We start from the raw sequence: 22,670 nt of genomic DNA on the forward strand, positions 1-22,670 counted from the left end.
AAGATTGTCATCAAAGAAAGTGGTGCAAGTGGCGAAGTTCGCACTTACGAAGTCTTGCTCAAGAAAGATCAGGAAACAAAAGCTGTTACCTTTGAATTAACAGATGTCACTGAGAAAGTTGAAAAAATGACTGTGAACTATAGCCTAGTTTATCAGCCTGTATCAGCACCAGTAGTGGAAAGAGCGGAAGAATCGGGTGAAGAACCTGCTTCAGAAGCACCAGCAGAGACAAGCCCAGAAGTTAAAGAAGAAACAGAAGCTCCAGTAGCACCAAAAGCAGAAGAGCCAACTGTAACAACGCCAAAAGCAGAAAAACCAGTGTCTCCAGCACCAACAGAATCAGCGCCAGAGGTAGAAAAACCAGCTGAGCCTAAAGAAGCAGAATCAACACCTGAAGGAACATTTACAGGAACAGCAGAATCAGCACCAGATTCAACAGAATTAGTGGCAAATGGAGCTTCAGGAAGAACAGAAGGGGCTTCAGAAGTAACTCCAGGAGTAACAGGAAAAGAAACTGAAGAATCAGGAACAGAAGCACCTACAACTCCAAAAGAAGATACACCTGAAGGAACAGTTTCAGAAGGAGAAACAGGAACAGAGTCAGCAGAATTGGCTGAACCAAAAACAGAAGCACCGGAACCAAAAGTAACAGAGTCCGAGGCAGCGAAACCAGCTCCAAAAGAAGCAGGAACAACAGCAGGAAATGAAGTAAAAGAAACTGAAGAAGCAGGAACAGGTTCAGAAGTAGCTACAACAGGTGCACCAGCAGCGGAAGGAAGTTCAGAAGCGACTCTAGGTTCAACAGAAGAAGCTTCAGGAACAACACCAAAAGCAGAAGTTTCAGAAGCACCAGTGGTAGAGGCTACAACTTCAGGAGAACAAAGCCAACCAGCAGAAGAAACTCCAGCACCATCAAAACCAGAAACCCCAGCTTCAACAGAAGCAGCTACAGAGGCTACAACTTCAAGTGAAGTAGGCAATGCAGAAGAAACCTCTGTTGAGGAGACAGGAAAACAAGATAGCGCAACAAATACACCGTCAGCTGAGTCTAAAGAAGAAGCGGTAACAACACCAGAAGCAACAGAAAAAGAAGCAAAAGCAGAAGAGTCAGCAGAACCAGGAACATCTGCAACTGTGGAATCAACACCAGCAGGAGAAGAAGGTAAAGCCGAAGCAACGGAAGAAGCTGAAGAACCAGGAATAATAGCAGAAGCAACCCCAGCACCAAAAGAATCAGGAGAAGAAGGTAAAGCGGAGGATTCAGTTTCTTCAACTGAATCTTCATCAACTGCTTCTGAAGGGGAGTCAACAGCTACGCAGCCAGCTGTAGAAGAAGAAACAGATTCAACATCGGAAGCTGAAGAACTTGCAACTACGGAAACAGCAACAGCACCAAAAGCGGAAGAGCCAGAGGCGGCAACCCCAGCTTCAGAAGTACCATCAGAATCAGAGTCGAAAGAAGAAGATTCATCTGCAGGGGATACAACAGTTACAGAAGAACAGCCGGCTTCAGAAACTGTCTCTGAAGGTGGGTTACCAGCTACACAACCAGCTGGAGAAGAAAATAAATCCGAACCAACGTCAGAAACTTCAACTATTCCATCTGTAGATGCTACAAATGATTCAGGTAATTCAGAGTCATCACCTTCAGTAACAGAAGGCAATAAAGAAGAAACAAATTCACAAAATACTGAAGCTTCGACTGTGAACGAAAACTCAGAATCATCTAATTCAGATTCAGAAAAACCACAGGGTGATGAACCAGCTGTACAAGTAGGATCAGACCCAACAGCGTCAACAGAAGGAACATCTACAGGAAAAGAAGAATCAGCACCAAAAGCAGAAGAAAAACAAGTCGACAAGAAACTAGAGCTTAGGAATATTTCAAATGTGGAATTATTTACAGTAGAAAATAATAAATATCGACATGTAACCTCATTTGATACGGTTCCAAATAATCCTAGTAACTACTTTATGAAAGTAAAATCAGAGAAGTTTAAAGATGTGATGTTACCTGTCTCAAGTATTACAAGTGTCAGAAGAGATAATCAAGAAGTATATAAAATTGTTGGTCGAGCAAATGATTTAATTCAACATGAAAATGATAGTACTGTAGAAAATTATACTTATTATTTACCAAAAACTATTAATAGTGAAAACGAAGTTTATACATCATTTAAAAATCTAGTAGAAGCAATGAATAGAAATTTACATGGTACGTTTCGTTTAGGAGCAACTATGGATGCTCGTGAAGTAGAACTTTCGGATGGTCAAGAAAGTTATATAAATCAAGAATTTAGTGGTACATTAATAGGTACAAACAATGATAAGAACTATGCTATATATAACTTGAAAAAACCGTTATTTAAAGTTTTAAATCATGCTGCTATTCAAGATCTTTCAATAAAAGAAGCTAATGTTTCTTTGAAAGAAGATGCTGCTACAATAGCGAAAGAGGCGAATAATGGTACTACAATTACAAATGTTCATTCATCAGGTGTAATTGCTGGTGAGCGTAGCATTGGTGGTTTGGTTTCAAAAGTAACTGACTCTACAATTTCTAATAGTAGTTTTACAGGTAGAATAACAAATACTTATAATACAAATGCTACTTATCAAATAGGTGGTTTAGTTGGCAAACTTTCAGGTGTTGGTGCTTTAATAGAAAACTCAATTTCATCTATCGATATGGCGACAAACGCTAATCAAGGGGACCAAACAGTTGGTGGTATAGCTGGGGTTGTTGATAGAAGTGCTAGAATTAGTAATAGTTACGTTGAAGGAAATCTTAACAATGTGAAGCCTTTTGGTAAAGTAGGAGGAGTTGTAGGTAATCTTTGGGATAATTCAGGTGAAGTTGAAAATTCAGGTCGACTATCTGATGTATTAAGCGATGTCAATGTTACTAACGGTAATGCTATTGCTGGTTATGATTTTAATGGTATAAAAGCAACTAACACTTATAGTAATAAAAATAATAAGGTGGTAAAAGTAGTTCAAGTAGATGACGAAGTACTTAGTAAAGATTCTGAAGAGCAAAGAGGAACTGTGCTAGAAGCGGATGAGATTAATGTGAAAAAAGCTCAACTTGTTCCTAAAAATAATATTAAAACTGAGGACTTTAATTTCTCTTCTAAATATGGAACGGATTATAGTAAATTAAAAGATGTTGATGTTTCTAGGTTAAGGGTATATAAAAATATAGAAAAATTACTGCCATTTTATAACAGAGAGACTATTGTTAAGTATGGTAATTTAGTGGATACTAATAATGCTTTATATACTAAGGATCTTGTGTCTGTAGTTTCAATGCATGACAAAGAAGTAATTTCTGATATTAATAAACATAAAGCTAGTATTAATAAGTTGTTACTACATTATTCAGATAATACTTCTCAAACATTAGATATAAAATATCTACAAGATTTCTCTAAAGTAGCAGAATACGAAATAACTAATACAAAATTAATATACACACCTAATACGTTATTACATAATTACAATAATATTGTAAAATCTGTTTTAAATGATCTGAAATCTGTTCAATATAATTCAGCTGATGTTAGAAAAGTATTAGATATTTCTAATGATATAAAATTAACAGAATTATATCTAGATGAACAGTTCGATAAAACAAAAGCAAATATTGAAGATACTTTATCAAAACTTCTTTCTGCAGATGCGGCAATAGCTGTAAATAATAATTCGATAATAGATAATTATGTAGTAGAAAAAATTAAGAATAATAAAGAGGCGTTGCTTTTAGGTTTAACATATCTTGAACGTTGGTATAATTTTAAATATGATAATGCAAGTGCAAAAGATTTAGTATTATATCATTTAGATTTCTTTGGTAAATCTAATAGTTCTGCATTAGATAATGTTATTGAGCTAGGTAAATCAGGATTTAACAATTTATTAGCTAAAAATAATGTAATTACTTATAATGTATTATTATCAAAAAATTATGGAACTAAGAGTTTATTTGAGGCATTGGAAAAATATAGAAAAGTTTTAGTGCCGAATAAAACAAATAACGAATGGTTTAAAGAACAATCTAAAGCTTATATAGTAGAAGAAAAATCTACAATTCCTGAAGTAAGCGAAAAACAATCTAAGGAAGGGACGAAGTATTCTATTGGAGTATATGATAGATTAACTAGCCCTTCTTGGAAATATCAAAGTATGGTGTTACCGTTATTAACACTACCTGAAAAATCAGTGTTTATGATAGCGAATATTTCAACTATAGGATTTGGAGCCTATGACAGATATAGAAGTTCAGAATATCCTAAGGGAGAAAAATTAAATAAATTTGTAGAAGATAATGCAAAAGAAGCGGCTAAACGCTTTAGAGATCATTATGATTATTGGTACAAAATACTAGATACGAAAAATAAAGACAAATTGTTTAGAAGTATTTTGGTATATGATTCTTTCAGATTTGGTAATGATAAAGATAAAAATACTAGTCAAGCAGATTTTGAAACTGATCATCCAGCAATAAAACATTTCTTCGGTCCTGCGGGGAATAATGTTGTTCATAATGGACACGGAGCATATGCTACGGGAGATGCGTTCTACTATATGGCTTATCGTATGCTTGATAAGGCTGGCGCAGTAACATATACTCATGAAATGACACATAACTCAGATAGAGAAATTTATCTTGGAGGATATGGAAGAAGAAATGGGCTTGGACCAGAGTTTTATGCAAAAGGATTATTACAAGCTCCCGATCATCCAGATGATGCAACAATCACGATAAACTCTGTATTGAAATATGATGAAGCGGAAAATGCTAATAGACTACAAGTGAAAAATCCAACTCAACGATTTAATAATGCAGAAGACTTGCGTAAATATATGCATAACTTATTCGATTTAGTTTATACACTTGAAAAATTAGAAGGAGAAGCAGTAGTTAACTTAGGTGCCAATGAGAAAGGTGAGCTATTAAGGAAAATAGAAAATGAGTATAAACCTGATCCTGATGGAAATGATGTTTATGCAACGAATGTAGTCCGTAGATTAAAACCTGATGAGCTTAATAAGTTAACCTCTTTCAATAGTTTAATAGAAAACGATATAATCACAAGAAGAGGGTATATTGATGAAGGTGAGTATAAACGAAATGGATACTACACAATCAATCTTTTCTCGCCAATATATTCTGCCTTAAGTAGTGATAAAGGGACTCCGGGTGATTTAATGGCTCGTCGTATGGCATTTGAACTATTAGCTGCAAAAGGATATAAAGAAGGTATGGTACCATATATTTCTAACCAATATGAAAATGAAGTGAAAGCTAATGGAAGTAAAATTAATTCATACGGTAAAGAAGTAGGATTGGTAACTGATAAATTAGTGCTTAATAAGATATTTAATAACCAGTATTCATCTTGGGCTGATTTTAAAAAAGCTATGTATAAAGAACGAGAAAATAAATTTAATAACTTAACAAATATTAGCTTTATAAATCCTAATAATTGGGGACGTCAAGAGACGATAACTATTGATAGTATTGCTAAGTTAAGAAATATAATTAAAGAAGCGGTTCAGGCGGATGCTACTAATTATGCTTCAATATTATATCCAAAAGAAAGTAGTAAAGTTTACAAACTTAAAAAAGCTATTTTCAAAGCTTATCTAGATAAAACTGATGATTTTAGAAGTTCAATTTTTGATGAGGAAAATAAATTTACTAATTAGGGTAGCACATGAAGATAGGTTTCGTTTCTTCATGTGTGAAACTCTTTCCTTTTTGGTTTTGACTAGCTTTTTTGTGAAAAATTGTGTAAAATAGAATAGATAAACGAGGGGAAACCTCGGAAAATTTAAAGGAGAATCCATCTAATGGTAAAATTGGTTTTTGCTCGCCACGGTGAGTCTGAATGGAACAAAGCTAACCTTTTCACTGGTTGGGCTGATGTTGATTTGTCTGAAAAAGGTACACAACAAGCGATTGACGCTGGTAAATTGATCAAAGAAGCTGGTATCGAATTTGACCAAGCTTACACTTCAGTATTGAAACGTGCGATCAAAACAACTAACTTGGCTCTTGAAGCTTCTGACCAATTGTGGGTTCCAGTTGAAAAATCATGGCGCTTGAACGAACGTCACTACGGTGGTTTGACTGGTAAAAACAAAGCTGAAGCTGCTGAACAATTTGGTGATGAGCAAGTTCACATCTGGCGTCGTTCATACGATGTATTGCCTCCAAACATGGACCGTGATGATGAGCACTCAGCTCACACTGACCGTCGTTACGCTTCACTTGACGACTCAGTTATCCCAGATGCTGAAAACTTGAAAGTGACTTTGGAACGTGCCCTTCCATTCTGGGAAGATAAAATCGCTCCAGCTCTTAAAGATGGTAAAAACGTATTCGTAGGAGCTCACGGTAACTCAATCCGTGCCCTTGTAAAACATATCAAAGGTTTGTCAGATGACGAAATCATGGACGTGGAAATCCCTAACTTCCCACCATTGGTATTCGAATTTGACGAAAAATTGAACGTAGTTTCTGAATACTACCTTGGAAAATAAAAAATTGTAAGTCTAGAATTGATTTCTAGGCTTTTTATGTTAGTATGGTAGTATGATAAGGAATAAAAAACAAGATTATGTACTGGCCTACAAGCAACCAGCGTCAACAACATATAAGGGCTGGGAAGAAGAGGCCTTACCGATAGGAAATGGTTCTTTAGGGGCAAAAGTATTTGGGCTTATAGGGGCTGAGCGGATTCAATTCAATGAAAAAAGTCTCTGGTCTGGATGTCCACTTCCTGATAGTTCAGATTATCAGGGTGGAAATCTTCAAGAACAGCATAACTTTTTAGCTGAGATTCGGCAGGCTTTGGAAAAGAGAGATTACAATCGGGCTAAGGAACTGGCTGAACAGCACCTGGTCGGGCCCAAAACGAGTCAATATGGGACCTATCTGTCCTTTGGGGATATTTTCATTGAGTTCAGCCAGCAAGGTACGACTTTGTCTCAGGTGACGAACTATCAGAGACAGCTGAATATTAGTAAGGCACTTGCGACGACTTCTTATGTCTATAAGGGAACGAAATTTGAACGTGAAGCCTTTGCCAGTTTTCCAGATGATCTCTTGGTTCAGCGCTTTACTCAGGAAGGGTTGGAAACTCTAGATTTTACTATAGAACTATCCTTGACCCGTGATTTGGCTTCTGATGGAAAGTATGAACAGGAAAAATCTGATTACAAGGAATGCAAGTTGGATATTACTGATTCTCATATTTTGATGAAGGGGAGGGTTAAGGACAATGACCTGCGGTTTGCTAGCTGTTTAGCTTGGGAAACGGATGGAGACATTAGAGTCTGGTCAGATAAGATTCAGATATCAGGAGCCAGTTATGCCAATCTCTTCTTGGCGGCTAAGACAGATTTTGCCCAAAATCCTGCTAGTAATTATCGCAAGAAACTAGATTTAGAGCAACAGGTGATAGACTTGGTGGACACAGCTAAAGAAAAGGGCTATGCCCAATTGAAATCAAGGCATATTGAGGACTACCAAGCATTATTCCAGCGTGTTCAATTGGATTTGGGAGCTGATGTAGACACATCCACTACAGATGATTTGTTAAAAAATTATAAGCCACAAGAGGGGCAGGCTTTGGAGGAGTTGTTCTTCCAGTATGGACGGTATTTATTGATTAGTTCTTCTAGAGACTGTCCGGATGCTCTACCAGCTAACCTACAGGGAGTCTGGAATGCGGTCGATAATCCTCCTTGGAATTCGGACTATCACCTGAATATCAACCTGCAGATGAATTATTGGCCAGCCTATGTTACCAATCTCCTAGAGACGGCCTTTCCGGTTATCAACTATATCGATGTTTTGCGTGTCTATGGTCGCATAGCGGCTGCAAGGTATGCAGGAATCGTCTCTCGGGAAGGAGAGGAGAATGGTTGGTTGGTTCATACTCAAGCGACTCCTTTTGGCTGGACGGCACCTGGTTGGGATTACTATTGGGGTTGGTCACCAGCTGCCAATGCGTGGATGATGCAAACTGTTTATGAAGCCTATTCATTTTATAGGGACCAAGACTATCTCAGGGAGAAAATTTATCCCATGTTGAGGGAAACGGTTCGTTTTTGGAATGCCTTTTTACATAAGGATCAGCAGGCGCAGCGTTGGGTGTCTTCTCCGTCTTATTCGCCAGAACATGGGCCGATTTCGATTGGCAATACCTATGACCAATCTCTGATTTGGCAGTTATTTCATGATTTTATTCAGGCTGCTCAAGAATTGGGACTGGATGGGGCTTTGTTGACTGAGGTCAAGCAGAAGTTTGACTTGCTTAATCCTCTTCAAATCAATCAATCTAGTCGAATCAGGGAGTGGTATGAGGAGGAAGAGCAGTATTTTCAAAATGAGAAAGTGGAGGCCCAACATCGGCATGCTTCCCATCTGGTGGGACTCTATCCTGGCAATCTCTTTAGCTATAAGGGGCAGGAGTATCTTGAAGCCGCGCGTGCTAGTCTCAATGATCGTGGAGATGGGGGCACAGGTTGGTCCAAGGCTAATAAGATCAATCTCTGGGCGCGTTTGGGAGATGGCAATCGAGCCCATAAATTATTAGCAGAGCAGTTAAAGTCATCCACCTTGCCAAATCTTTGGTGTAGCCATCCTCCTTTTCAGATAGATGGTAATTTTGGTGCTACTAGTGGCATGGCAGAAATGTTGCTCCAGTCTCATACAGCTTATCTGGTACCTCTAGCTGCCCTACCTGATGCATGGTCAACAGGTTCCGTTTCAGGCTTAATGGCACGTGGACATTTTGAAGTGAGCATGAGGTGGGAGGATAAAAAACTCTTACAGATGACCATTTTATCAAGAAGTGGAGGAGAATTGAGAGTCTCTTATCCAGGTATTGAGAAGAGTGTGATTAAATTGGATAAAGAAACAATAAAAGCGAAATGCATAGAGAAAGATTGTATTTCGGTAGCAACAGCAGAAGGCAATCTGGTTCAATTTTATTTTTAAGAAGATGTTAGAAGGCAGTGGTTTGAGACTGCCTTTTAATAAGGATTTGAGAATGTAAGCAGTTTCCAACTAGTTGAAAAAGCGTTATAATGGTAATAGGAAGTAATACTCAATGAAAATCAAAGAGCAAACTAGAAAGCTAACCGCAGGTTGCTCAAAACAGTGTTTTGAAGAGATTTTCGAGGAGTATAATTTGTTTAAGAGAGGGTGGGTCTGATGGCTTATATTGAGATGAAACACTGTTACAAGCGTTATCAGGTTGGGGACACGGAGATTGTGGCCAATCGTGATGTGAATTTTGAGATTGAGAAGGGTGAATTGGTTATTATCCTTGGTGCATCTGGTGCAGGTAAGTCAACAGTTCTCAATCTCCTAGGGGGAATGGATACCAATGATGAGGGGGAAATCTGGATTGATGGTGCCAATATTGCAGACTATAGTTCCCACCAGCGAACCAATTACCGCCGCAATGATGTCGGTTTTGTTTTTCAGTTTTATAACCTAGTTTCCAATTTGACTGCTAAGGAAAATGTGGAACTGGCTTCTGAAATCGTGACGGATGCCTTGGATCCTGAACAGGTCTTGACAGATGTAGGTCTGGCTCATCGTCTCAATAACTTTCCAGCTCAGCTTTCTGGAGGGGAGCAACAGCGAGTCTCCATTGCACGCGCGGTAGCCAAAAATCCTAAAATTCTCCTTTGTGACGAACCGACAGGTGCCTTGGATTATCAGACGGGCAAGCAGGTTTTGAAAATCCTCCAAGATATGTCTCGTCAAAAGGGAGCGACGGTGATTATCGTGACTCACAATGGAGCTTTGGCGCCCATTGCTGATCGCGTGATTCATATGCACGATGCCAGTGTCAAGGATGTGGTGATCAACCAGCATCCTCAGGATATCGATAGTTTGGAGTACTAGCATGATCAAGCGAAAAACCTATTGGAAGGACTTAATTCAGTCCTTCACAGGCTCCAAGGGGCGTTTTTTATCCATCTTGACCTTGATGATGTTGGGTTCTTTAGCCCTAGTAGGCCTCAAAGTGACTAGCCCCAACATGGAGGCGACAGCTAATGCTTATTTAAGAGCTGCTCAAACCTTGGATTTGGCAGTTATGTCTAATTATGGTTTGGATCAAGAAGATCAAGAAGAACTAAAACAGACGCAGGGCGCAGAGGTTGAGTTTGGCTATTTGACAGATGTGACTATGGATAATGGGCAGGATGCCATTCGGCTGTACTCCAAACCAGATCGAATTTCAACCTTTCAGCTAAGAAAGGGACGACTTCCGCAGTCAGATAAGGAAATCGCCTTGGCAAGTCATTTGCAAGGTCAATATCGTGTGGGACAGGAGATTAGCTTTAAAGAAAAAGAAGGTGGTCATTCCTCTTTAAAAAATCATACATATACCATTACTGGTTTTGTGGATTCAGCTGAAATCCTCTCCCAGCGAGATATGGGCTACGCAGCAAGTGGAAGTGGGACTCTGACAGCCTATGGAGTGATTTTACCTAGTCAGTTTGATCAGAAAGTTTACAATATAGCTCGTTTGAAATATCAAGATTTGGCAGGTTTAAATGTTTTTTCAGAAGCTTATGAAGAGAAATCCAAGCAACATCAGGAAGAGCTTGAACAAGCTTTGTCAGATAATGGCAAGGCACGTCTGCAAGTGTTGAAAAAAGAAGGGCAAGAGTCTCTCGATAAGGGGCAAGAGACCCTTGACAAGGCTGAGACTAATTTGCAGGAAGGCAAGCGTCGTTTAGCAGCTACTCAAGCTCGTATACAGGCTCAAGAAAGTCAACTAGCCTTGCTTCCTCAAGCCCAGAGAGAGCAGGCCAGTGCTCAACTTACCCAAGCCAAGCAGGAATTGAGCAAGGAAGAGGATAGGCTAAAGCAGGCTGAACAAAATCTAGACCAAGAAAAGGAAAAATTAGAAAAACATCAGCAAGTCTTGGATGATTTGGTGGAGCCAAGGTATCAGGTCTATAATCGTCAGACCATGCCAGGTGGTCAGGGCTATCTCATGTATAGCAATGCTTCATCCAGTATTCGAGCAGTGGGCAATATCTTTCCTGTGGTGCTTTATGCCGTAGCAGCCATGGTGACCTTTACGACCATGACTCGCTTTGTGGATGAAGAGCGAACACATGCTGGGATTTTTAAGGCCTTGGGTTATCGTAGCAAGGATATTATCGCCAAGTTTCTCCTCTACGGCCTAGTAGCTGGGACTGTCGGAACAGCTCTAGGTAGTATACTTGGCCATTATTTACTAGCCAGTGTGATTTCAAGTGTCATTACAAAAGGCATGGTGGTGGGAGAAACCCAGATTCAGTTCTATTGGACCTATAGCTTACTGGCTCTTGTCTTAAGTTGGTTGGCGAGTGTGTTACCAGCCTACTTGGTAGCTCGGAGGGAACTTCATGACGAAGCAGCCCAGCTTTTACTGCCTAAACCTCCTGTTAAAGGAGCTAAAATCTTACTGGAGCGCATCGGTTTTATCTGGCGCCGTCTCAGTTTTACTCATAAGGTAACAGCCCGCAATATCTTCCGTTATAAGCAGCGGATGTTGATGACGATCTTTGGTGTGGCAGGTTCTGTAGCCCTTCTCTTTGCAGGTTTGGGAATCCAATCCTCTGTGGCAGGAGTTCCGTCCAGACAGTTTCAACAAATCCAACAGTATCAGATGATTGTTTCTGAAAATCCTAGTGCGACCAATCAGGACAAGAAAGAGCTAGAAGGAGTGTTGAAAGGGCAGGACATCAAAGCCTATCAGAAAATCTATTCTAAAACGCTAGACAAGGATTTCAAAGGTAAGGCTGGTCTTCAAACCATTACGCTTATGATGACAGAGAAGGAGGATTTGACTCCCTTTATTCATCTGCAAGACCATCAGCAAGAGTTGACATTAAAAGATGGAGTTGTCATCACAGCTAAACTCGCCCAGTTGGCAGGTGTCAAGCTTGGACAAACTTTAGAAATTGAAGGTAAGGGGCTAAAGGTCGCTGCTATTACTGAGAACTACGTTGGTCACTTTATTTATATGAGTCAGGCTAGCTATGAGCAACTTTACGGACAGCTACCCCAAGCCAACACTTATTTGGTCTCGCTAAGGGATACCAGTGCTACTAGTATCGAAAGGCAGGCAGGCTTGCTTATGAATCAATCTGCGGTGTCCAGCGTTGTCCAAAATGCTTCAGCCATTCGACTCTTTGACTCGGTCGCAAGTTCACTCAATCAGACCATGACCATCTTGGTCATCGTATCGGTTCTGTTGGCTATTGTTATCCTCTACAATCTGACTAACATCAACGTAGCTGAGAGAATCCGTGAACTCTCTACTATCAAGGTTCTCGGTTTTCATAATAAAGAAGTCACTCTCTACATTTACCGTGAGACGATTGTGCTGTCCCTTGTGGGAATCGTACTTGGTCTGGTAGCTGGTTTCTATTTACACCAATTTTTGATTCAAATGATTTCGCCTGCGACTATTCTCTTTTATCCGCAGGTAGGTTGGGAAGTCTATGTAATTCCAGTGGCAGCAGTAAGCACCATTCTGACCTTGCTTGGTTTCTTTGTCAATCGCCATCTGAGAAAGATTGATATGCTTGAAGCCTTGAAATCTGTAGAGTAATACTCAATGAAAATCAAAGAGCAAACTAGGAAGCAAGCCGTAGGTTGCTCAAAGCACCGCTTTGAGGTTGCAGATAAAGCTGACATGGTTTGAAGAGATTTTCGAAGAGTATAAGGTAGTTGTTTTTAGCTGATTGATCTTGTATTTACTTGTAAACAAAAATCCTCCGCTTCAAAGAGCAGAAAACTCTTTGTGACAGAGGATTTTTTCTATAGGGCTTTAGCAGCTGCAATTGCGGCTTCGAAGTTTGGTTCAGAGTTGATATTGTCCACGTATTCAACGTAGCGAATTGTATTGTCAGTATCGAGGACAAAAACTGCGCGTGCCAATAGATGCCACTCATTGATTAAGAGGGCATAATCACGTCCAAAGGAATGGTCGAAATAGTCTGAGAGCATGATGGCATTTTCAATACCTTCAGCACCGCACCAACGTTTTTGGGCAAAAGGGAGGTCCATGGAAACAGTCAAGACAACCGTATTATCCAGTCCAGCCAGTTCTTCATTAAAACGACGTGTTTGAGTTGAGCAGATACCTGTATCGATAGAAGGCACGACACTCAAGACTTTTTTCTTGCCATCAAAATCAGCCAGAGATTTTTTAGAAAGGTCTGTTGTAGTGAGTGAAAAATCAAGCGCCTTGTCGCCGACTTGTAGTTGTTTACCTGTAAAGCTCACAGGATTTCCGAGAAAAGTTACCATAGGATACTCCAATCTTTTTTCTTCCATTGTAGCTGAAACAGTCGAAATTTTCCAATGATTTGACCGGAAATGTGGGCATAGAAAAAACGCCAGCTCATGTGAGAATGACGTTTTTCAGATTTTTTATCTATTTGATATTTCTCGAAGGTAGTGCGGACGGGAGCAACTTCCTTCGGAATTTCATCCCTAATTTTTGAGCCCTAGGTCTCAAAAATTCCGTCCTAGATAAGATCAAAGTTCTTATCTAGGATACCACTACAGTGAGAAATATCTGGTAAAAACTCACTTCGTTCGTACTGATTTAAGAAATCTTTATTCTTATAAACGCTGTTTTGTAGCTAGAGATAGAACTAACAAAGCTAATATTAGAAGTAATGTAAAGAGAGACAAGAACCTAGTAATAGATAAACTAATATCTAGATTATTTAGCCAATCCTTCAGCAATCTTGTCAAGGTTGTATTTCATCATGCTGTAGTAGCTGTCGCCTTCTTTACCTTGTTCTGCGATAGAGTCAGTAAAGATTTGTGCGTAGATTGGGATGTTTGTGTCTTGAGAAACAGTTTTCATTGGACGGTCATCCACACTTGATTCTACAAAGAGTGATGGAACTTTTGTTTGGCGAAGTTTTTCAACCAAGGTCTTGATTTGTTCAGGTGTTCCTTCTTCTTCAGTGTTGATTTCCCAGATGTAAGCACTTGGGACACCATAGGCTTTAGAGAAGTATTTGAATGCTCCTTCGCTGGTTACAATGAGTTTCTTTTCAGCAGGGATATTATTAAATTTATCCTTACTTTCTTTATCAAGTTTGTCTAACTTATCAGTATATTCTTTGAGATTTTTTTCATAGAATTCCTTGTTGTTAGGATCTTTAGCGCTCAATTGTTTGGCGATATTTTTAGCAAAGATAATTCCATTTTCAAGGTTAAGCCAAGCGTGTGGGTCTTCTTTACCTTTTTCATTTTTTCCTTCAAGGTAGATAACTTCAACACCTTCACTGACTGCAAAGTAGTCTTTGTTTTCAGTTTTCTTAGCATTTTCTACCAATTTGGTGAACCAAGCATTACCACCTGTTTCAAGGTTGATACCGTTATAGAAAATGAGGTCTGCCTCAGAAGTTTTCTTAACATCTTCAGGAAGTGGTTCGTATTCGTGTGGGTCTTGTCCAATCGGAACGATACTGTGAAGATCAATCTTGTCACCAGCAATATTTTTAGTAATATCAGCGATGATTGAGTTTGTAGCAACAACTTTTAGTTTTTGACCAGAAGCTGCATCTTTTTTTCCGCTAGCACATGCTACAAGAGCAATAACGGAAAGAAAGAGAACGAGTAATGTACCTAATTTTTTCATTAGATCCTCCAATTTATTAGGGCTTTGCCCCTTATTTTAACAAATGTTTATTTTTTAGTTTCAAATATCGTTGTTTTGGAGCGATAAAGAAGCTAATGAGAAAGAAACTAGCAGCTGTAAGCACGATACTAGAACCTGCCGCAACGTTAAAGCTATAACCGATAAAGAGTCCCAAAACTGAAGCTATCGCTCCAAAGGTTGAGGAAAGGAAAATCATACTTTTCAGGCTATTAGCATAAAGATAAGCAGTTGCAGCTGGGGTAATCAGCATGGCTACAATCAGGATAGTTCCGACACTTTGCATGGCTGTCACAGACACGAGAGTCAGGAGTACCATGAGAAGGTAGTGATAGAAATTGACAGGCATTCCCATGGCTTTAGCCAAGAGTTCATCAAAGGATGTTATCAAGAGTTGCTTGAAGAAAATCCAGATTAACAAGAGAATGGCTGCCCCTACCCCTATGGTAATAAACATATCCGTATCTTGGACGGCCAGGATATTACCAAAAAGGATATGGAAAAGGTCAGTTGAACTTTTAGCGACACTAATCAAGATGATACCGAGGGCTAAGAAAGAAGAAAAGGTAATGCCGATGGCGGTATCGCTTTTGATAATCGAGTTCCCCTTGATGTAGGTAATGATGATAGCAGCTAGCAATCCAAAGACAATGGCTCCGATAAAGAAGTCAACGCCCAAGATGAAGGAGAGGGCTACACCTGGCAAGACAGCATGTGAAATGGCATCTCCCATGAGTGACATCCCGCGTAGAATGATGAAACATCCTACAGCTCCAGCTACGACCCCGACGACAATGGCTGTTATCAAGGCATTTTGTAAGAAATGGAATTTTTGCAATCCATCGATAAATTCTGCAATCATAGGTCACCTCCATTGAAAAAGAGTCGATTACCGTAAGCTTCTTTGAGATTGGCTTCGGTAAAGGTTTCTTTGGTTGGACCAAAGGCAATCACTTCTCGATTGACAAGCAAGACTTGATCGAAGTAGTGGGGAACCTTGCTGAGGTCGTGGTGGACGATGAGAACCGTCTTCCCAGCTTTTTTCAGATCTCTCAGCGTATTCATGATGATTTCCTCACTGACAGAGTCAATCCCAACAAAGGGTTCATCCAAGAGGATATAGTCGGCTTCCTGTACCAAACATCTGGCAATCAAGACCCGCTGGAATTGACCTCCAGACAGTTGACTGATTTGCCGTTCAGCATAGTCAGCTAGACCGACGATTTCAAGGGCTTCTTGCACTTTCTTCCAATGTTTAGCCTTTAAACTTCGAAAGAGAGGGATAGAGGGAAAGAGTCCTAACGAGACACATTCCTTGACCTTGATGGGAAAGTTGTAGTCGATATTGATTTTTTGTTCGACATAGGCGATTCGGTGTAAGGATTTTTTAACTTCCTTGTCATCGAGAAATGCCTGACCTTGATGTGGGATAATTCCCAGCATCCCTTTTACTAGTGTTGATTTCCCAGCGCCGTTTGGGCCAATGATACCGGTAATTGTTGGTCCGTGGAGCACTAGTGAAATATCCTTAAGTGCCAACGTTTCTTTGTAGGAGACACTGAGGTTTTCGATACGTATCATAAACTTATATTCCTCCTGCCTCTTAATATACATTAAAAAAAAAATTAAGTCAAGTTAATTTTTAAAAAAATTAAAATAATAACTGAAAAATGATGGAAAGAGAAAGTTCATTTTTAATTGCATTCCCAGTTAATTTTTGTTAAGCTAAAAACAAGTACAAATGAAAGCGAGAACAAGATGACACGTTATCAAGATGATTTTTATGATGCAATCAATGGAGAATGGCAACAGACAGCTGAAATCCCAGCAGATAAGTCTCAAACGGGAGGTTTTGTTGATTTAGACCAGGAAATTGAAGACTTGATGTTGGCGACAACAGACAAGTGGTTGGCAGGAGAAGAGGTGCCTGAGGATGCTATCTTGGCGAACTTTGTCAAATACCACCGCCTAGTTCGTGATTTTGACAAGAGAGAAGCCGACGGTATCACACCTGTCTTACCACTTCTTAAAGAGTTCCAAGAATTGGAGACTTTTGCGGATTTTACAGCTAGACTAGCAGAGTTTGAACTTGCAGGAAAACCTAACTTCCTACCTTTTGGTGTATCGCCAGACTTTATGGATGCCAGAATCAACGTTTTATGGGCTAGCGCTCCAAGCACGATCCTGCCAGATACGACCTACTATGCAGAAGACCATCCTCAGCGCGAAGAGCTCTTGACTCTTTGGAAAGAAAGCAGCGTAAATCTTCTCAAGGCTTATGATTTTTCTGATGCAGAAATTGAAGACTTGCTTGAGAAAAGATTAGAATTGGATCGCCGAGTTGCGGCAGTAGTGCTTTCTAATGAAGAAAGTTCAGAATATGCCAAACTCTACCATCCATATGCTTATGAAGATTTCAAGAAATTTGCGCCTGCCCTACCTTTGGATGACTTCTTCCAAGCTGTTCTTGGACAAGTGCCAGACAAGGTTATCGTAGACGAGGAACGTTTCTGGCAAGCAGCAGACCAATTCTATAGTGAAGAAGCTTGGCCTCTCCTCAAGTCAACCTTAATTTTAAGTGTTGTCAATCTTTCAACCAGCTATTTAACAGAAGAAATCCGTGTCTTGTCTGGTGCCTATAGCCGTGCGCTTTCAGGAGTTCCAGAAGCCAAAGACAAGGTCAAGGCAGCCTATCAGCTAGCACAAGGTCCTTTCAAACAAGCCTTGGGTTTCTGGTATGCCCATGAAAAATTCTCTCCAGAGGCTAAGGCGGACGTGGAGAAAAAAGTGGCAACTATGATTGATGTCTATAAGGAACGCTTGGCCAAAAATGACTGGCTGACTCCAGAAACTCGTGACAAGGCCATCGTCAAACTCAATGTCATCAAGCCTTATATTGGTTACCCAGAAGAATTGCCAGAACGCTACAAGGACAAGGTAGTGGATGAAAATGCTAGTCTTTTTGACAATGCTTTAGCCTTTGCGTGTGTGGAAATCAAGCATAGTTGGAGCAAGTGGAACCAGCCTGTAGACTACAAGGAGTGGGGCATGCCTGCTCATATGGTTAATGCCTACTACAATCCTCAGAAGAACCTGATTGTCTTCCCAGCAGCTATCTTACAAGCGCCTTTCTATGACTTGCATCAGTCATCTTCTGCTAATTACGGTGGGATTGGGGCGGTTATTGCCCATGAAATTTCCCACGCTTTTGATACCAACGGGGCTTCCTTTGATGAAAATGGTAGTCTCAAGGATTGGTGGACAGAGAGCGACTACGCTGCCTTCAAGGAGAAAACACAAAAAGTTATCGACCAGTTTGATGGACAGGATTCTTATGGTGCAACCATCAACGGTAAATTGACGGTGTCAGAAAACGTAGCTGACTTGGGAGGAATCGCTGCAGCGCTAGAAGCAGCTAAGCGAGAACCAGACTTTTCGGCAGAAGAATTCTTCTACAACTTTGGTCGTATCTGGCGTATGAAAGGTCGCCCAGAATTTATGAAACTCTTGGCTAGCGTGGATGTGCACGCGCCAGCAAAACTCCGTGTCAATGTGCAAGTGCCAAACTTCGATGATTTCTTTACAACCTATGATGTCAAAGAAGGTGACGGCATGTGGCGTTCACCAGAAGAGCGCGTGATTATTTGGTAATGCAAAAAATCTAGTCATTAGAAAAAGGCATCCAATCAGGTGTGAAAACCTTGATAGGATGCCTTTTAGAATGGAAAGACTTGTCGAATAGTTTACTTAAATTGTGATATATAGTGGATTGAAATAAGATGTGAACAAACTGACTAGGAAAGTTAAATTAATTTCTAGAAATGTTTTAGCAACCATGGCGTACTATTCCAGTTTCAATCCACTATACATCATCATCTTGTTAGAAAAAGGGATTGAAGGTCTTTTCATGAGCAATAGTAGTAGCTGGACCATGCCCTGGATAGACATCGTAGTTTGGCAGGGTGAAGAGTTGGTTCTGGATACTGTGAAGGAGTTGCTCCATACTACCAGTTGGAAGGTCGGTCCGTCCGATTGTTTCACGGAATAGGGCATCACCTGTCAAGACTAGGTGAGCCTCAGGAAAGACGATAGAAACACCACCGATAGAGTGCCCTGGTGTTGGTAAGACTGTGAAACGAAATTCCTCCAGTTGATATTCCTTATGAAAGACAAAAGTGTGTTCTGCAGGTTTTGCGACCACATCTGCCATATCATCATGACGAGGGAGGCCAGAGAGATTATCGACAGGAGTGTAGAGCCAGCTAGCTTCGCTCTCTGCGATATAGACAGGAGGATTGCCAAAAGTTTCGCGAACCAAGTCCAGACTCATGATATGGTCATAATGGGCGTGGGTCAGGAGAATAGCGCAGATCGGTTTGTTGATGTTCTCTATTGTCTGACGAATAGCTTCCCAATGGCTGCCAGGATCGACAACGATGAGGTGCTTTTCGCCTTCTAGGTAATAGGTGTTTTCATAGGCAACAGGATTCACGGTTTTATGGATTTTCATATTAGCTCCAATCTCAAAGAATGTACTAAGATAAGTATAGCACAGTTAGGGAGAATAGGTAAGGATTTAGAATGAACTTAAAAACCAGCATGACTAGATGAAGACAGGCTGGTTATCAATTTATCACTATTGGAGAGGTATCAATTGCCCTTCATAGGTTGCATAAACTCCGTCATTAGCTTGTTTGATAGATGTGATGTTTAGAGTGCCACCGTAGTTGGCTTCTCGTTTATCGCTATATTCACTATAAGTTATCCTATTGGGCAGGTTCTGGTCCTTAGCATAGTATTGAACGACTGTTTTTTTATAGCTTTGCTGGCTGAATAGGAACAGGCAGCTAACTCCTAACACTAGGAGAGCAAAGATAGAAATAGCAGTTTTTTTCATAGGTGTTCTCCTTATAAACTAAAGGATAAAAGAAAGTATCTTGAGGATTTTAATTCTAAAATCCAGTCAAGATACCAGTGTATGTGACACGAGTTCCACCGTTTATCTTTCGTATCTTCAATGGAATTGGGGAAGTCAGAAAGTCTTTCGGTTACAATATGGTTTCCGTTCTTCTATCTCTCCTTCTATCACCTAAGTTTAAAATCTAACTTCGTAATATATTATAGACTAATAATTCAGAATTATCAAGCAATTCTGAATTATTTTTTTCTTATTCTGTTCCAATCTAGTTTTCATATTCTTAAAAAAGTGATAAAATGGTAGGAAGAATTGGAGAGTAGAGATGCCAAAAGAAGTGAATTTAACAGGCGAAGAAGTTGTCGCTTTAACCAAAGAATATTTAACAGAAGAGGATGTCCATTTTGTCCATAAGGCCTTGGTCTATGCGGTGGAATGCCATAGTGGTCAATACCGCAAATCAGGCGAGCCTTATATCATTCATCCTATCCAAGTGGCAGGTATTTTAGCCAAACTCAAGCTGGATGCTGTAACGGTAGCTTGTGGTTTCTTGCATGATGTGGTGGAAGATACAGACGCGACCTTGGACGATTTGGAAAGAGAGTTTGGTCCTGATGTGCGGGTAATCGTAGATGGGGTTACCAAGCTTGGTAAGGTCAAATACAAGTCTCACGAAGAGCAGTTGGCTGAAAATCATCGCAAGATGCTCATGGCCATGTCTGAGGACATTCGTGTTATCTTGGTCAAACTGTCTGACCGCTTGCACAATATGAGGACCCTGAAACACCTTAGAAAAGACAAGCAGGAGCGCATTTCCAAAGAAACTATGGAAATCTATGCCCCGCTTGCCCATCGTTTGGGGATTTCCAGTGTCAAATGGGAATTGGAAGACCTGTCTTTCCGTTATCTCAATCCTACGGAGTTTTATAAGATTACCCATATGATGAAGGAAAAGCGCAGAGAGCGTGAAGCCTTGGTGGATGAGGTAGTCACAAAATTAGAGGAATATACGACAGATCGTCACTTAAAAGGGAAGATTTACGGTCGTCCCAAGCATATTTACTCGATTTTCCGCAAAATGCAGGATAAGAGAAAACGGTTTGAGGAAATCTATGACCTGATTGCTATTCGCTGTATTTTAGATACCCAAAGTGATGTTTATGCCATGTTGGGTTATGTGCATGAACTTTGGAAACCGATGCCTGGTCGTTTCAAAGACTATATCGCTAACCGCAAGGCCAATGGTTACCAGTCTATCCATACGACTGTTTATGGGCCAAAAGGACCGATTGAGTTCCAGATTCGAACTAAAGCCATGCACGAGGTGGCTGAGTACGGGGTTGCGGCTCACTGGGCTTATAAGAAAGGCGTTAAGGGGCAGGTTAACAGCAAGGAATCTGCTATTGGGATGAACTGGATCAAGGAGATGATGGAGCTCCAAGATCAGGCTGATGATGCTAAGGAATTTGTCGATTCAGTTAAGGAAAACTATCTGGCTGAGGAGATTTACGTCTTTACTCCAGATGGTGCTGTCCGTTCTCTTCCCAAAGATTCAGGACCGATTGACTTTGCCTACGAAATCCATACAAAAGTCGGAGAAAAAGCGACTGGTGCCAAGGTCAATGGCCGTATGGTTCCACTGACAACCAAGCTAAAGACAGGGGATCAGGTTGAAATTGTCACCAACCCTAACTCCTTTGGGCCGAGCCGTGACTGGCTCAATATGGTCAAGACCAGCAAGGCGCGCAACAAGATTCGCCAGTTCTTTAAAAACCAAGACAAGGAATTATCCGTTAACAAGGGTCGTGAAATGCTGATGGCCCAGTTTCAAGAAAATGGCTATGTGGCCAATAAATTCATGGACAAGCGTCACATGGACCAAGTTTTGCAAAAGACTAGCTATAAGACAGAAGAATCCCTCTTTGCGGCTATTGGTTTTGGAGAAATCGGTGCGATTACTGTCTTTAACCGTCTGACTGAAAAGGAACGCCGTGAAGAAGAACGTGCCAAGGCCAAGGCGGAGGCAGAAGAACTTGTCAAAGGTGGCGAGGTCAAGGTTGAAAATAAAGAAACCATCAAGGTCAAGCATGAGGGTGGTGTGGTCATTGAAGGTGCTTCTGGTCTCCTAGTGCGGATTGCTAAGTGTTGTAATCCTGTTCCGGGTGACGATATTGTCGGCTATATTACCAAGGGCCGTGGTGTGGCTATTCACCGTGTGGACTGTATGAACCTGCGCGCCCAAGAAAACTACGAGCAACGTCTTCTTGATGTGGAATGGGAAGACCAGTACTCTAGCTCAAATAAAGAGTATATGGCCCATATCGATATTTATGGCCTCAACCGTACAGGACTGTTGAACGATGTACTGCAAGTTCTCTCAAACACAACCAAGAATATCTCGACAGTCAATGCCCAACCAACCAAGGATATGAAATTTGCTAATATCCATGTGTCCTTCGGTATTGCCAACCTCTCGACGCTAACCACGGTCGTGGACAAGATTAAGAGTGTGCCAGAAGTTTATTCTGTCAAACGGACCAACGGCTAATTGTCCTAGTTATTACTAGAAAGGCTATTATGAAAATCATTATCCAACGGGTTACAAAAGCCCAAGTGAGTATCGAAGGTCAGGTTCAGGGAAAAATTAATCAAGGGCTCTTATTGCTGGTTGGTGTTGGACCAGAGGACCAAGAGGAAGATTTGGACTATGCTGTGAGAAAGCTCGTCAACATGCGGATTTTTTCAGACGCAGAAGGCAAGATGAACCTGTCTGTCAAAGATATTGAAGGAGAAATCCTTTCTATTTCTCAGTTTACCCTTTTTGCGGATACTAAGAAAGGCAATCGTCCAGCCTTTACAGGCGCAGCCAAGCCTGATATGGCATCAGACTTCTATGATGCATTCAATCAAAAATTAGAGCAAGAAGTGCCCGTTCAGACAGGTATCTTTGGAGCGGATATGCAGGTTGAGCTGGTCAATGACGGACCAGTCACCATTATTCTTGATACGAAAAATAGATAAGAAAGACCAAGCCAGCCGGCTTG

General features: G+C 40.6%; 14 protein-coding genes. 8 read left to right on the forward strand and 6 right to left on the reverse strand.

All coding sequences use genetic code 11. The features are described from left to right. The first annotated feature begins 126 nt into the window (after window positions 1-126). The 5 genes from HT725_RS00005 to HT725_RS00025 all read left to right on the forward strand — a co-directional run bounded on the left by HT725_RS00005 (window position 127) and on the right by HT725_RS00025 (window position 12,641). Entirely contained in the window at window positions 127-5,712 is a 5,586-nt protein-coding gene (locus HT725_RS00005) for a ZmpA/ZmpB/ZmpC family metallo-endopeptidase (RefSeq protein ID WP_240149598.1), read from the forward strand. Window positions 5,713-5,856: 144 nt separating this feature from the next. Beyond that, window positions 5,857-6,549 (forward strand): phosphoglycerate mutase, encoded by a 693-nt coding sequence (locus HT725_RS00010; protein WP_000240129.1) that lies wholly within the window; start codon window positions 5,857-5,859, stop codon window positions 6,547-6,549. Between the two features lie 52 nt (window positions 6,550-6,601). After that, the gene (locus HT725_RS00015) at window positions 6,602-9,013 is read left to right on the forward strand and encodes a glycoside hydrolase family 95 protein (protein ID WP_173252836.1); all 2,412 of its coding nucleotides are present in this window, start codon (window positions 6,602-6,604) and stop codon (window positions 9,011-9,013) included. 216 nt (window positions 9,014-9,229) lie between these two features. Continuing rightward, the gene (locus HT725_RS00020; protein WP_049494632.1) at window positions 9,230-9,931 is read left to right on the forward strand and encodes an ABC transporter ATP-binding protein; all 702 of its coding nucleotides are present in this window, start codon (window positions 9,230-9,232) and stop codon (window positions 9,929-9,931) included. Window position 9,932: 1 nt separating this feature from the next. After that, window positions 9,933-12,641 carry an ABC transporter permease gene (locus HT725_RS00025; RefSeq protein ID WP_173219867.1) on the forward strand — a complete coding sequence of 903 codons (2,709 nt, stop codon included), beginning with the start codon at window positions 9,933-9,935 and terminating at the stop codon, window positions 12,639-12,641. A gap of 209 nt (window positions 12,642-12,850) precedes the next feature. Here the strand turns inward: HT725_RS00025 and tpx are convergent, their stop codons facing one another. From tpx to HT725_RS00045, 4 genes are all read right to left on the reverse strand, one after another. Then, on the reverse strand, window positions 12,851-13,342 hold the full coding sequence (tpx, locus tag HT725_RS00030; RefSeq protein ID WP_000256026.1) for a thiol peroxidase: 492 nt from the start codon (window positions 13,340-13,342) through the stop codon (window positions 12,851-12,853). A 421-nt stretch (window positions 13,343-13,763) separates the two neighbouring features. Beyond that, on the reverse strand, window positions 13,764-14,693 hold the full coding sequence (gene psaA, locus HT725_RS00035; protein ID WP_023933209.1) for a metal ABC transporter substrate-binding lipoprotein/adhesin PsaA: 930 nt from the start codon (window positions 14,691-14,693) through the stop codon (window positions 13,764-13,766). A gap of 31 nt (window positions 14,694-14,724) precedes the next feature. Then, a complete protein-coding gene (locus HT725_RS00040; protein ID WP_101782552.1) occupies window positions 14,725-15,573 on the reverse strand; it encodes a metal ABC transporter permease in 849 nt (282 codons plus the stop codon). Then, window positions 15,570-16,292 carry a metal ABC transporter ATP-binding protein gene (locus HT725_RS00045; RefSeq protein ID WP_101782551.1) on the reverse strand — a complete coding sequence of 241 codons (723 nt, stop codon included), beginning with the start codon at window positions 16,290-16,292 and terminating at the stop codon, window positions 15,570-15,572. The genes HT725_RS00040 and HT725_RS00045 overlap by 4 nt, the downstream gene beginning before the upstream one ends. A gap of 177 nt (window positions 16,293-16,469) precedes the next feature. On the opposite strand from HT725_RS00045, the gene pepO reads away from it, so the two are divergent. Beyond that, window positions 16,470-18,362 carry an endopeptidase PepO gene (gene pepO, locus HT725_RS00050; RefSeq protein WP_173252837.1) on the forward strand — a complete coding sequence of 631 codons (1,893 nt, stop codon included), beginning with the start codon at window positions 16,470-16,472 and terminating at the stop codon, window positions 18,360-18,362. 229 nt (window positions 18,363-18,591) lie between these two features. Here pepO and HT725_RS00055 read toward each other — a convergent pair whose 3' ends face one another. Together HT725_RS00055 and HT725_RS00060 are read right to left on the reverse strand one after the other, a co-directional pair. Then, entirely contained in the window at window positions 18,592-19,221 is a 630-nt protein-coding gene (locus HT725_RS00055) for an MBL fold metallo-hydrolase (RefSeq protein WP_173252838.1), read from the reverse strand. A gap of 126 nt (window positions 19,222-19,347) precedes the next feature. Further along, window positions 19,348-19,572 carry a hypothetical protein gene (locus tag HT725_RS00060; protein ID WP_345890538.1) on the reverse strand — a complete coding sequence of 75 codons (225 nt, stop codon included), beginning with the start codon at window positions 19,570-19,572 and terminating at the stop codon, window positions 19,348-19,350. 379 nt (window positions 19,573-19,951) lie between these two features. Here HT725_RS00060 and HT725_RS00065 point away from each other — a divergent pair, with 379 nt between their 5' ends. Continuing rightward, a complete protein-coding gene (locus HT725_RS00065) occupies window positions 19,952-22,174 on the forward strand; it encodes a bifunctional (p)ppGpp synthetase/guanosine-3',5'-bis(diphosphate) 3'-pyrophosphohydrolase (protein ID WP_077804843.1) in 2,223 nt (740 codons plus the stop codon). A 29-nt stretch (window positions 22,175-22,203) separates the two neighbouring features. Then, on the forward strand, window positions 22,204-22,647 hold the full coding sequence (dtd, locus tag HT725_RS00070; RefSeq protein WP_049512322.1) for a D-aminoacyl-tRNA deacylase: 444 nt from the start codon (window positions 22,204-22,206) through the stop codon (window positions 22,645-22,647). Window positions 22,648-22,670: the final 23 nt, after the last annotated feature.

Origin of the sequence: Streptococcus sp. 2579 (genome assembly GCF_013277195.1) — a bacterium.
Lineage (GTDB): Bacteria > Bacillota > Bacilli > Lactobacillales > Streptococcaceae > Streptococcus.

Coding starts and splice junctions, on each gene's coding strand:
- tpx (WP_000256026.1), bottom strand. CDS start 13,342: ATGGTAACTTTTCTCGGAAATCCTGTGAGCTTTACAGGTAAACAACTA.
- HT725_RS00040 (WP_101782552.1), bottom strand. CDS start 15,573: ATGATTGCAGAATTTATCGATGGATTGCAAAAATTCCATTTCTTACAA.
- HT725_RS00045 (WP_101782551.1), bottom strand. CDS start 16,292: ATGATACGTATCGAAAACCTCAGTGTCTCCTACAAAGAAACGTTGGCA.
- HT725_RS00025 (WP_173219867.1), top strand. CDS start 9,933: ATGATCAAGCGAAAAACCTATTGGAAGGACTTAATTCAGTCCTTCACA.
- HT725_RS00020 (WP_049494632.1), top strand. CDS start 9,230: ATGGCTTATATTGAGATGAAACACTGTTACAAGCGTTATCAGGTTGGG.
- psaA (WP_023933209.1), bottom strand. CDS start 14,693: ATGAAAAAATTAGGTACATTACTCGTTCTCTTTCTTTCCGTTATTGCT.
- HT725_RS00015 (WP_173252836.1), top strand. CDS start 6,602: ATGATAAGGAATAAAAAACAAGATTATGTACTGGCCTACAAGCAACCA.
- pepO (WP_173252837.1), top strand. CDS start 16,470: ATGACACGTTATCAAGATGATTTTTATGATGCAATCAATGGAGAATGG.
- HT725_RS00065 (WP_077804843.1), top strand. CDS start 19,952: ATGCCAAAAGAAGTGAATTTAACAGGCGAAGAAGTTGTCGCTTTAACC.
- HT725_RS00005 (WP_240149598.1), top strand. CDS start 127: ATGACTGTGAACTATAGCCTAGTTTATCAGCCTGTATCAGCACCAGTA.
- dtd (WP_049512322.1), top strand. CDS start 22,204: ATGAAAATCATTATCCAACGGGTTACAAAAGCCCAAGTGAGTATCGAA.
- HT725_RS00055 (WP_173252838.1), bottom strand. CDS start 19,221: ATGAAAATCCATAAAACCGTGAATCCTGTTGCCTATGAAAACACCTAT.
- HT725_RS00010 (WP_000240129.1), top strand. CDS start 5,857: ATGGTAAAATTGGTTTTTGCTCGCCACGGTGAGTCTGAATGGAACAAA.